Source organism: Duganella sp. GW822-FHT06D06 (assembly GCF_058799615.1).
This window is the reverse complement of the sequence record NZ_JBXALQ010000003.1, coordinates 237,576-249,260: the sequence shown is the minus strand read 5'-3', so window position 1 is coordinate 249,260 and position 11,685 is coordinate 237,576. Positions and strand designations below refer to the sequence as shown.

The 11,685-nt window shown below is 63.9% G+C and carries 10 protein-coding genes; 7 read left to right on the top strand and 3 right to left on the bottom strand.

Annotated features, from left to right (window positions below; genetic code table 11):
* Positions 1-474, top strand: coding sequence for a GNAT family N-acetyltransferase (locus AC1RMD_RS07265; protein WP_492925108.1), 474 nt, complete (start codon positions 1-3; stop codon positions 472-474).
* Between the two features lie 77 nt (positions 475-551).
* Here AC1RMD_RS07265 and AC1RMD_RS07260 read toward each other — a convergent pair whose 3' ends face one another.
* Positions 552-923, bottom strand: coding sequence for a hypothetical protein (locus AC1RMD_RS07260; RefSeq protein ID WP_492925106.1), 372 nt, complete (start codon positions 921-923; stop codon positions 552-554).
* A gap of 43 nt (positions 924-966) precedes the next feature.
* Positions 967-2,547, bottom strand: a complete 1,581-nt coding sequence (locus tag AC1RMD_RS07255) for an AbeC-like domain-containing protein (protein WP_492925104.1) — start codon at positions 2,545-2,547, stop codon at positions 967-969.
* Between the two features lie 347 nt (positions 2,548-2,894).
* Between AC1RMD_RS07255 and AC1RMD_RS07250 the strand changes: the two genes are divergently transcribed.
* From AC1RMD_RS07250 to AC1RMD_RS07225, 6 genes are all read left to right on the top strand, one after another.
* The gene (locus AC1RMD_RS07250; protein WP_492925102.1) at positions 2,895-3,719 is read left to right on the top strand and encodes an endonuclease/exonuclease/phosphatase family protein; all 825 of its coding nucleotides are present in this window, start codon (positions 2,895-2,897) and stop codon (positions 3,717-3,719) included.
* Positions 3,720-3,883: 164 nt separating this feature from the next.
* Entirely contained in the window at positions 3,884-4,159 is a 276-nt protein-coding gene (locus tag AC1RMD_RS07245; protein WP_492925100.1) for a hypothetical protein, read from the top strand.
* 53 nt (positions 4,160-4,212) lie between these two features.
* Positions 4,213-5,571, top strand: coding sequence for a TolC family protein (locus AC1RMD_RS07240; RefSeq protein WP_492925098.1), 1,359 nt, complete (start codon positions 4,213-4,215; stop codon positions 5,569-5,571).
* Complete coding sequence (locus AC1RMD_RS07235; RefSeq protein WP_492925096.1) at positions 5,568-6,959, top strand: multicopper oxidase family protein; 1,392 nt, start codon at positions 5,568-5,570, stop codon at positions 6,957-6,959. The genes AC1RMD_RS07240 and AC1RMD_RS07235 overlap by 4 nt, the downstream gene beginning before the upstream one ends.
* Before the next feature lie 11 nt (positions 6,960-6,970).
* Complete coding sequence (locus tag AC1RMD_RS07230; RefSeq protein ID WP_492925094.1) at positions 6,971-7,354, top strand: copper resistance CopC family protein; 384 nt, start codon at positions 6,971-6,973, stop codon at positions 7,352-7,354.
* A complete protein-coding gene (locus AC1RMD_RS07225; protein WP_492925092.1) occupies positions 7,351-8,235 on the top strand; it encodes a CopD family protein in 885 nt (294 codons plus the stop codon). Before AC1RMD_RS07230 ends, AC1RMD_RS07225 begins: the two co-directional genes overlap by 4 nt.
* Before the next feature lie 15 nt (positions 8,236-8,250).
* Here the strand turns inward: AC1RMD_RS07225 and AC1RMD_RS07220 are convergent, their stop codons facing one another.
* Positions 8,251-11,442: a di-heme oxidoredictase family protein gene (locus AC1RMD_RS07220; RefSeq protein ID WP_492925090.1), complete on the bottom strand. Its 3,192-nt coding sequence runs from the start codon at positions 11,440-11,442 to the stop codon at positions 8,251-8,253.
* Positions 11,443-11,685 lie beyond the last annotated feature (243 nt).

Below are 11,685 nucleotides of genomic sequence, written 5' to 3'. Positions count from 1 at the left end.
ATGGCAACACACGTCACACTGCAAGACATCGACGAGGACAATTTCGAGAGCTTCATGGACATGGAGCTGCCGGAACAGCAGAGCGCTTTCCTGGCCACCAATGCCTATTCGATCGCGCAGTCCAAGTTCTACCCCGACTTCTTCGCGCACGGGATCTACTGCGACGGCGAACCGGCGGGCTTTCTGCTGTACGACTGCTGCGCGGGCGATGTTCCCGGCCTGTATGGCATCTACCGCTTCATGGTCGACTTTCCGCAGCAGGGCAAGGGCATAGGCCGCAAGGCGATGGCGCTGCTGCTGGCGGAACTGCGCGCGAAGCCGGATGTCGAACGCATCATCATCTGCTACAAGCCGGACAACGCCGTGGCGCGCGAGTTCTATCGCAGCTTCGGCTTCCGCGAATGCGGCATCGACGAGGAAGGCGAGATGATCGCCGAGATCATCCCGTCAGGGTTTCCCGATCAGCAGATATAGGGCCGTCTGGTTGGGGGAGCAGGGGAAACGGAAAAACCCTTAGCGTGCTATTTTTTTTCGAATTCTGTGGCCCCCCCTTACAGGACCAGCGCGACCAGTTCTTTCACGGCCGTAATCGCCCCGGTGAGCGACGCGAAGGACTTCACCGTTCCGCTGACGCTGTCGAGCACCGACGAAATCACGAGTTTGTTCGGCGCGGGCTTGGCCGCTTCCTGCCGGACGACTTCGATGGCTTTTTCGGCCTCGGGCGCTAGAGCGTGCCTGTTTTCTCGCATGAGCGCCAACAAGGTGTCGAGCTGCGCGCGCAAGTCGTCGATCGTCTTCCCGTTCGCCCCGCTCTCGCTTGCATTGACGATGCACTCGGCTCGGGAATTTGGGCCGCCAACGATCTGATGCGCCGTGACAGTTCCACCGCTAATGCTGACTCCCTTATTGTGCGTACTGCTCATGGCTATCTCCTGTGGCTGGATTGTGGATTGTGGACTGGATCGCTTATGCCTTGGGAGCGGTGCTCGCCGCGTTCGCAGTGTTTGTTGCAGCGCGCATCGCCTTCTTGACCATGGCGCGCGCGCCACTGCCAGCGGCGATGCTGTCGGCCTGTAATGTTCCTCCGCTGACGATGACCCCTTCGTTGTAAATCCGGGTCGAGGCATCTTTCAATCCCGCCGTCGAAATGTTGCGTTTTTCCAGAGACTTGAGCAGGCTGTCGAGCAGGGTCTCCTTCACCATCTTGCTGTAGAAATCCTTGTCCGCCATTTGAAAGTAACGGTTGTACTCGGTTCCAGACCAGGTTTCGCGCAAGGAGGACGGCCAGCCATAATTGTATTTCTGGTTTTCTTCGACCTCTTTCTTGTTGTTCTTATACCACCTGCTTTCACCATTGAAAAAGCCGCCCTGGAGGTAGCTCGCTCCGGTCAGCAGCACTGGTATCCAGATCACCGGCGCACGCACGACACTAGCCACGAGATCGCTTAACAACTCACGCGTGGTGGGCACCAGCGCTATGTTTTCCAGCTTCGAAAACTTTTCCAGCAGCGGCGGCAGGATCAGGTTTCTGTTCTCCACATACAAGGTGCCGGCAACAATCGTGTATCGAAGGAAGATACTCAGGATGACCTGCCCATCCCACAATTCCAGACGAATGACCTTATAGTGACGCAAGGCGTATTCATTGCTACCGACCAGTTGCGCCATCTCAGCCTCTGAAATGGTCCGCGCGGGCCGGGAAAACGGTCCCGCCGGCGTCAGCAGCGGCAAGCCACGCACGTCGCGTCCGTCGACGAACGCTTCGTCCTTGACCTGCATGACCGGAATGGCAAGTTTTTCCAGCGATGCCGTCGTTTCCGCATACAGGTCCCTGGCCGTCGCCGGTTCCGCCGGTCTGCCAGCATGTTCTGGTTCGATCAGATTTACCGTGAACGACCAGCCGCCGCCATCGATACCGGAGCCGACAAACGGGCTGTATCCGCCGGAAATATTGACGTCGCGCACATGGCCGGGCGGCTCACTGTTCGGAACGCCGCAGGACAGCTCCTTGATGATGGCCCTGGCGCGTTTAAGATTGCCACGCCGGTTCAGCAGATCCGCCAGGGCGATCAGCAGCAGCGCGATCCCCAGCTGGAACCAGGGCAGGCCGTCGCCGGCGAAAACATCGCTGTCGGACGTGCCACCAAAGACCAGCCCTATACCGACCAGGGCCACGATGCCGATCACGACATCGAAGCCAATGGCGCGGTGCCGGGCCAGCGTGGCCTCGGCGTGAACACGTTCGATGTTCAGTCCATATTCAGGCGTCTCCGCCTTGATGGGCAACCGCCGCCGCGCGTCGATCGCGTCGAGAATCTCGCGCCAATGCGTGTTCGCGGCCGCCAGCATGATGGCGGTGACATGGTTGGGACGACTGCGGTCCACATCGGCCCTGGCCAGTTCGGTGCGCTTGACGTACCAGTCATTTTCGACCTGGCGACCGGCAAGCCGGCCGGCCTGCAGCCTGGTAACGACCTCGTCCGGCGTGCTCCTGATGTGCTGCGCGAAATCGGAGACCGACAACATTCCTCTTGGAGCGATATGCATAGTATTTCCCCTTGGAGAATCGACAATTCCGTGAAAGACAACACTGAAAAACGATCATTCGAAAAGTCTACTCCCGTTTTTTGATATTCATTTTTGGTAACGAACACCGCGCTGACCAGCAACTCGCATCTAGCCGGCAGGCTATCGCCATTTTTCCGTTGCCTCTGTTCTCTGCTGGTCGCGCAGGCCCAAATGTTTAGTAAAGTTGGTTAAACTGGGCTGCCGTACCGCTGCTGTCACGCCAGTGTCAACAGGCCGTGGTTAAATTGTCCCCCTGTATTTCCCCTTTAACCTTCATATCGCCGGAGTCGATCGACATGAGAATAATGTTTTCGCTGCGCGCACGAATGTCCGCGTTTGCCATGCTGCTCGCCATCGCCTGCGTGCCAGCTGTGTCGGCGCCGATCAACGTCGCCAGTTACAACCTGCGCTACAACAGTGCCGGCGACGGCGTCAACGCCTGGCCGGCACGCAAGGAAATGGTCAAGTCGCTGATCCGCTATCACGAGTTCGACATCTTCGGCACCCAGGAAGGACTGGCTGACCAAATCGCCGACCTGGCCCAGATGGAGGAATTCGACCATGTCGGCGTCGGCCGCGACGATGGCAAGAGCGCCGGCGAACATTCGGCGATCTATTTTCGCAAGAGCCGTTTCGCCCTGCTGGGCAAGGGCGACTTCTGGCTGAGCGAGACGCCCGACCGCCCATCGTTCGGCTGGGACGCCACCTGTTGCCACCGGCTGGCGTCGTGGGCGCGCCTGCGTGAGCGCGCCAGCGGCAAATCGTTCTTCGTATTCTCGGTCCATTTCGACCACCAGGGCGAACAGGCGCGGCGCGAATCGGCCGATCTGGTGCTGCGCAAAATCGCCGAGATCACCCACGGCGAACCAGCCATTTGTGTCGGCGACTTCAACTCGACGCCGGAAACGGCGCAGATGCAAGCCATGGCCAAGGCGATGCGCGACGCCTTCCGGGTGAGCGCGGCGCCGCCATATGGCCCGGTTGGCACCTTCAACGACTTCCACCTGGACGCGGCAATGAAGGCGCGGATCGACTATATCTTCGTCGACCGCCATTTCGACGTGCAGAAGTATGCGGTGTTGAGCGACTCGCTGGACCGGCGTTATCCATCCGACCATCATCCGGTGGTCGCGCGCGTCATCCTCAAATAGGGCTTGACCTTACCTCAGTGGGAAGGTGTAAGGTGCGCACAGTTGCCTCTCGTGGAGAGACTGCGGTACCATACATCCCACTTATGCGTCCATTCATCCCACTCGTCCGCTTTCTGCTCTGGATTTTGATAGCAGCTCTTCCGCTGCAGGGGACGGCTGTCGTCTTGATTCCGTGCGTGACGCTGACGCTGCCGATGCAGGTGGCCAGTCAGCCGGCGGCGCAGTCAGAGCACTGCGCGCCCGTCAAACCGGAGCAGCAGGCGTCGGGCGCGCATGGCAAGTGCAGCCATTGCGCCAGCTGCGTGGGCGCTGCGGCGCCGCCCGCCGTGCCTTCGCTTGTGCTGCCCGCATCGTTTTCCGGCGCCGAATTCATCGCGGCCGAGCCTTCGATGACCGCCTACATTCCCGCCACGCTGGAACGTCCGCCACGCCTGTCCTGAACTTGCCGAAGCTGCGGGCTTGTCCCGCGTATCCGTAATTTTCCAGGAGTCCTATGAAACACTTCCCTATACTGCTGCCCGCAGGATTTTCGCTTGTCCTGCTGACGGGGTGCGCCAGCCTGTCCAGCGACGGCGGGCTGAATGACGTCTCCCGGCTGACGCAGGAGCGCATCGGCCAGCCGGCCGGCTTCTCCCGCGATGCCAACAATGACCAGCAAGTGAGCGCGCTGCTGGCGCAAACGCTGACCCCGGAAACGGCCGTGCAGATCGCTCTGCTCAACAGCCCAGCGCTGAAAGCTTCGTTTGCGGAGCTGGGCGTATCCGAGTCCGAGTTCGTCCAGGCGGGCCGCATGCGCAACCCCAGCCTCGGATTCGGCCGCATACGTGGCGGCAGCGAGACCGAGATCGACCGCAGCGTCATGTTCGACATCGCCGGTCTGCTGACCTTGCCGGCGCGCTCGCGCATCGAACAGCGGCGCTTCGAACAGGCCAAGCTGCGGGCGGCCGCGCAAGCCGTCCAACTGGCGGCCGACACCCGGCGCGCCTACTTCATGGCGGTGGCGGCCGCGCAATCGGCCGCGTTTGCGGAACAGGTACGCGGCGCCGCCGAAGCGTCATCCGAGCTGGCGGCGAAAATGTCCAAGGCCGGCAACTGGAGCAAGCTGGATCAGGCGCGCGAACGCGCCTTCTACCAGGATGCGTTGACGCAGCAGGCCCGCAGCCGCCACGAAGCGGTGGCCTCGCGCGAACAACTGATCCGTCTCCTGGGCCTGTCGGGCGAGCAGCAGGGTTTCGTGCTGCCGGACCGATTGCCCGATCTGCCGCCGCAACCGCAGGAGATCAACAATGCGGAAGCCCAGGCGTTGTCGCAGCGGCTGGACATGCTGGCCGCGCGCCGCGACACCGAAGCCACGGCCGACGCCCTCGGCCTGACCAAGGCCACGGGTTTCATCAACGTGTTCGACGCCGGCTATGCCAACAAGAGCAGCACCGGCCTGCCGCGCGAAAACGGCTACCAGGTCACGTTCGAACTGCCGATCTTCGACTGGGGCAGCGCCAAGGTGGCGCGTGCGCAGGCGCAGTACATGCAATCCGTGCATCGGGCGGCCGATACGGCGGTGCGCGCCCGCTCCGAGGTGCGCGAGGCGTATTCGTCCTACCGCAGCACCTACGAGATCGCCCGCGGCTACCGCGACGAGGTGGTGCCGCTGCGTAAAAAAATCTCCGACGAGGTCCTGCTGCGCTACAACGGCATGCTGGCCAGCGTGTTCGAACTGTTGGCCGACTCGCGCGAACAGCTCAACAGCGTCAACACCGCCATCGAAACACAGCGCGATTTCTGGATCGCCGAGACCCGCCTGCAAGCAGCCGTCAACGGCGGCAGCGCCAACGAAACAAGGATGACCCCATGACCTCACGTAGAGACTTTTTCAAAGGCGCCGGCGCCATCGCAGTCAGCGCGGCCGCCATCAGCAAGGCCGGCGCGGCGACGCTGCCGGAAGCGATGACGATGGATAACGCGAACACCCACGTGCCGCCGCTGCCGTCCAATGGCCGCCCGTTCAATCCGGTGGTGACGCTGAACGGCTGGTCGCTGCCGTGGCGGATGAATAACGGCGTCAAGGAATTCCACCTGATCGCCGAGCCGGTGGTGCGCGAAATGGCGCCCGGCATGAAGGCCAACCTGTGGGGCTACAACGGCCAGTCGCCCGGGCCGACCATCGAAGTGGTGGAGGGCGACCGTGTGCGCGTGTTCGTCACCAACAAGCTGCCGGAGCACACCAGCGTGCACTGGCACGGCCAGCGCCTGCCGAACGGCATGGACGGCGTGACCGGTCTGACCCAGCCGGGCATCGAACCGGGCAAGACCTTCGTCTACGAATTTGTCGCCAGGCGCCCCGGCACCTTTATGTACCACCCGCACGCCGACGAGATGACGCAGATGGCGATGGGAATGATGGGCTTCTGGGTCACGCACCCCAAGGATCACACGCAGTACGCGGTAGACCGCGACTTCGTGTTCCTGCTGAACGCCTACGATATCGAGCCAGGCAGCTACACGCCCAAGACCAACACCATGTTGGACTTTAACCTGTGGACCTTCAACAGCCGCGTATTCCCGGGCATCGACTCAATGCCGGTGCGGCAGGGCGACAAGGTGCGCATCCGCGTCGGCAACCTGACGATGACCAACCATCCGATTCACATCCACGGCCATGAGTTCCACGTCACCGGCACCGATGGCGGCTGGACGCCGCCGGCCTCGCGCTGGCCGGAAGTGACGACCGATATCGCGGTCGGGCAGATGCGGGCGATCGAGTTCATCGCCACCGATCCGGGCGACTGGGCCTTCCATTGCCACAAGTCGCACCACACCATGAACGCCATGGGCCACAACGTGCCGAACATGATAGGCGTGGACCATAGCGGCATCGCCGAAAAGATCAACAAGATCGTGCCGGACTACATGACCATGGGCGACAAGGGCGGCGCCATGGGCGGCATGCAGATGCCGCTGCCGGAAAACACGCTGCCGATGATGTCGGGCGAAGGTCCGTTCGGCGGCGTGGAAATGGGCGGCATGTTCACCGTGGTCAAAGTGCGCAAGGAGCAGAAGCGCGGCGACTACACGGACCCCGGCTGGTACAAGCACCCAGCGGGCACGCAGGCCTACGAATGGACCGGCGCCTTGCCGGAACCAGCACGCAAATATACCGCCGGCGGCCAGTCCATGCCGGCCTTGAACCAACCCGACGTGGAGCTGACGGTGCGCAAGCCGAGCGGCCATAGCGGACATTAAGGAGAAAACAGATGAAGACATTACACACCATGCTGGCAACAGTGATCGTGGCCGCGGCCACGCTGGCCGCGCCGTACGCAGCCGCCCACGCTAGCCTGAAGAGTTCCGATCCGGCGGCCAACGCCGTGCTGGCCGTCGCGCCGAAGGAAATCGCTCTGACGTTCAACGAGAAGGTGGAGCAGGCGTTCAGCAGCATCACGTTGACGGATGCTGGTGGCCGCGCGGTTGCCGGCGCCGCCGCCGACAAAACCAAGGCCACCGTTGACGCGGCCAATCCGGTTATCCTGCGCCTGGTCCTGCCGCCGCTGCCGGCCGGCGCGTACACGGTCGTCTGGGCGGTGGCGGGCCATGACGGCCATCGCCGCAAGGGCGAGTTCACCTTCACGGTCAAATGATGGGGGCTGGATACGATCCGGTCTGGCTGCTGCAAGTCGGCTCGGCGTTCCTGCTGGTTTGCGGTTTCAGCTGGCTGGCCGGTTCCTGGTGGGCGCGACGCTGGCTGCCGTCCGCCGTCGAGCTGCGTTTGCGCGCGTTCGATTTGGCGGCGGCCGGCGTTGCCATCGTGGCCAGCGTCCTGTCCTTGCTGGCTGCGACCGCCGTCATGGGCGGCACCGGCCTGGCCGAAGCGTGCGGCATGTTCTGGATGATGGTCGGCAGCACGGCTTACGGCTGGTCCGGCGGCGTCGCCATCGTGGCGCTGCTGGTGGTGGTGGCGCTGCGCTGGCCGCGGCGCCAGTCGGCGGTCGGCGAGGCTGCGGTTGCGGCGGCCATGCTGGTGTTTGCGGCAATCCGGGCGTCCATGGGCCATGCGGGCGAGCAGGGCGTCTGGACCGTCGCCATGGCGGTGGAGGCCATCCATTTGTCCGCGATCGCGGTCTGGGTGGGCGTGGTGGCGGTGTCCGGCTGCTGCGTGCTGTCCGTGCGGATGACGGCGGCGGACATGAACCGGTATCTGGATTGGATGTCGCGTACCGCGCTGGTCGCTGTTGCGGCCATCGTCGTCACGGGTATCTACAGCGGTTGGCACCGCGTCGGCGTCGTGGAGAATTTGATTGGTACCGATTACGGCCTTACCTTGCTGGGCAAGATGGGGTTGGTGCTGGCTGCCGTCGGCATCGGCGGCTACAACAAATTCGTCGGATTGCCGGCCGCGTCGCGATCATATCAAGGCGTTGTCACGGTGCGCCTGGCGTTGCGGGTCGAGATGGTGCTGCTGCTCGGCGCCATCCTGGCCGCCGCCATCCTCACATCCCAACAGCCGCCGTCGACGTTCTGACGGCGGCCGCTGTCGCTACAAGGACTTGAGGAAAGCCAGCAAGGCATCGCGCTCAGCCTTCGACAGATTCTCGAAGCGCTGGCGCGATTTGTCGGCCTCGCCGGCGTGCCACATGACGGCTTCGGTCAGGTTGCGCGCGCGGCCGTCGTGCAGGTAGCCGACCTTGCTGCTGTTGCCCATCACCTTGTCCGTATAGCCGATGCCCCACAGCGGCGAGGTGCGCCACATGCCGCCCTTGGCCTGGCCTTCGACGAATTTGTCGGCCAGCCCGGTGCCCATGTCGTGCAGCAGCAAGTCGGAGTAAGGACGTATGGTCTGGTTGCGTAGTTCCGCAAACAGGTGACCGGAGCCGGTTTTCATTTCCGCAGTGTGGCAGGCCATGCAGCGCATACCCTGGAACAGTTTGGCGCCGGCGGCGACCTGCTGCGCATCGACCCGGTGCTCATCCAGCGGCGCCACGCCTTTCGGGAAGCCGCTCGGGATGCTGCGCTGGGCCGGTACCGCCACCAGCGACAGGTAGCGTGAGATCGATTGCAGGTCGGCCTCCGAGATGCCTTTCTGCGTGCCGCCGGCGGCGCAGCCGGCAGGGCCGGTGGCGCAGGCGCGGTTGGGGTAGACCGGCGACGTGACCGCCATGTCCAGCAGCAGCGCTTCGCCGGCCTGGTGGCGCAGCGTGGATTTGCCGGCCTTCCAGCCGAAGCGTCCCAGGCGCACGGCGCCGGTTTCCGGCTCGTAGACGTAGTTGGCCACGCCGACCACGCCATCCGCGTCCGGCCCGGTGCGGGCGCGGGCGATGACGTCGGCTTCCGGTATGGCTTCCAGCAGGCCGGCACCTATCATCGGCTGGGCGGCGCGCAGAGAGTAGATGTCAGGCGTCGGACCTTCGAAGGCCAGCGTCGGCTTGCGCAGTTCGACGGCGGTGCCGTCGGCCAGCTTGACGGTGCGGGTCTCGAAGCCGCCCACGCTGACGGTGTTACCCCAGTTCTGCGGCGCGCCGCTGGCCGACACCGCGTTCATCTGGACCGCGCTGCCGTACTGCGCGTGCGGCTGTTGCTGGCCTTGCGCATTGGTGGTCGCCACGCGGATCGCCATGTTGTCCAGCTTCTGGTTGATGGCGTTGGGCGCCGCGCTGCGGCCGTTGTTGACATGGCAGGCGATGCAAGCCGACTGGTTGAATCGTTGTCCCTGCAAACCCACGGCCGGCAGGTAACGGTCGTTGCCTGGCTCGTTGTGGTCGCCGGTGCTGAAGTTGGTGTGCACCAGGCGCCGGCCTTCAACGAAGCGCTGCATATTCTGCATGCCGATGTTGTTGTGTGGCTGCTGGAACATGAACAGGCCGTTGTCCGAATAGTTGTACGACACCGAGCCCTGGCCGCCGGACAGCGTCGCCTCCGGCAGCGGCACCGAGTTCAAACGCGGCTGCACGCCGTACCACGGCTTCAGGCCTGCGCCGACCACGTAAGTCCACTCGTAGGAGTAGTAGCGGATGCCGCCGGTGTCGCCGTTGGCGGTCATGGATGCGGTGGTGGAGAACATCGACGGCGATACTTCGATGATGTCGCCGGCCACCAGCGGGCGCGCCTTCACGTCCTGGCCGTTGGGCATGCCGTTGGCGTCCACGTCGCCGTGGCCCGGATATTCCCTGATGCGCAGCGTGCAGGCGCCGTTGATGCCGTCCACGCTGGCCAGCTTGCCGGCGGCGGGGAAGGGCACCGGTTTGCAGACCGGGACGTTGCGGTCCACCAGTTCGCCCGGCGCCATCCAGCCGTAGCCGGTCACGCCGGGACGGTCGAAGCCGCGGAAGAAGGCAATGCCGCCGGACAGGAAGTCGACCGTGGTGTACTGGTTGACGATCAGTACAGGCTTGGTCACGCCGGGCACGCGGCTGTTGTCGATGATCTCGACACCCCAGGTGCGGTTCTTGAAGTAGTTCGACACGAAGGTCAGGTAATTGCCCGGACCTTTGTCGAGCGGCAGGCCGGTGACGGCATCGACGGTTTCGTTGGGACCGTAGCCGATCTCGTTCCACTCTTCGCCGCGCTCGCGGCCGTGGCGGGCCAGGCCGCGCGCGCCGAAGCGGGTGACCAGGGTGCCGTCGGGCAGCGTGAATTGCAGCGTTTCCAGCGGCTGCGCGGCGGCGGGCAAGGGCGTCCAGTCGGCGCCGCCGGCCGGATACTTCAGCGGCGAGGTGGCGGTGGCGGTCAGCGTGTTGTCGCTGCCCGGCGTTTTGAATTCCACTTCGTACAGCGAGTAGCCGTATTGCGTGGCGCGGGCCACGCCTTGCAGGCGGATGTAGCGGGCGTTGACGCCAAGGTTGTAGAACTCCTCGGTGCCGCCCTGGCCGGCGCCGACGTAACGCACTTGCGACCAGGCCTGGCCGTCGTCGGACACGCGCAGCGCGTATTGCTTGCCGTAGGCGTTTTCCCACTGCAGCTTCATGTAGCCGACCTGGGTCTTGGCGCCGAAGTCGAACTGGATCCAGGCGCCGTCTTCGGCGGTGCTGGCCCAGCGGGTGGCGGCCTTGCCGTCGATGGCCATCAAGGCCGACAGGCCGCCGTTTTCCACCGCCGACGAAGTCGCCGCCACCGGTTTGATCGCCACACCCGGCTTGGCCGGATCGATCACCACGGGTGGCGTGTTGTCCACCGGCGGCGTCGTGACCGGGGTGCCGGTGAAGGCCTGGATTTCGAAGATCGAATACCCGTACTGGCTGGAGCGCTTGACGCCTTGCATGCGCAGGTAGCGGCCCTGGCCGGTAAGGCCGCTCCAGTCCTCGGCGCCGCCCTGGCTGTTGTCGACGGTCTTGATGGTGGTCCAGGTCGAGTTGTCGTCGGACACCTGCAGCAGGTATTGGGCCGCGTGCGCGTTTTCCCACGCGATGTGGACGCGGCTGATGGTTTGACTCATACCGAAGTCCAGCGTCAGGAACTGGTCGTCGTTGAAGCCGCTGCCCCAGCGGGTGCCGTCGTTATGGTCGATCGCGGCGGCGGCCGACAAATCGCCACGTTCGGACGAGCTGGCCGTGGCGCTGGCCGGCGTCAGCGCGGTTTCGGCCGAGGCGGCGCCGCCCTGGACCTTCATCCCACCGAGCATGCGCGCCGTCGACGGCGTGGCGGCCTGATCGCCACCACCGCCGCAAGCGGCCAGCAGCAGCGACAAGACTACGGGGAGGCCCTGTAGCGTAAATTTCCTGCAACGATTATTCATGGTGCATCCTTCGTTCCTGGTTCGTGATGGCGAAATCGGAGGGCGTGGAAGCGTTTCCATCTCCGGTCGTGGCTTTCCAGTCGGGTGCTGCTGTTCGGTTGCGGTTGGGGGTGCTGGGTGTGCGCAGGTGAAACTTGCCCGGATTGAATTTTATGAAAACTTTCGATGGGGCAATAGTTGTGAAGATATCGTGAGTCGTCAGACATGTCAAGCGTGCGCGCGCTTTGAGCGCCAGGCAGGCGC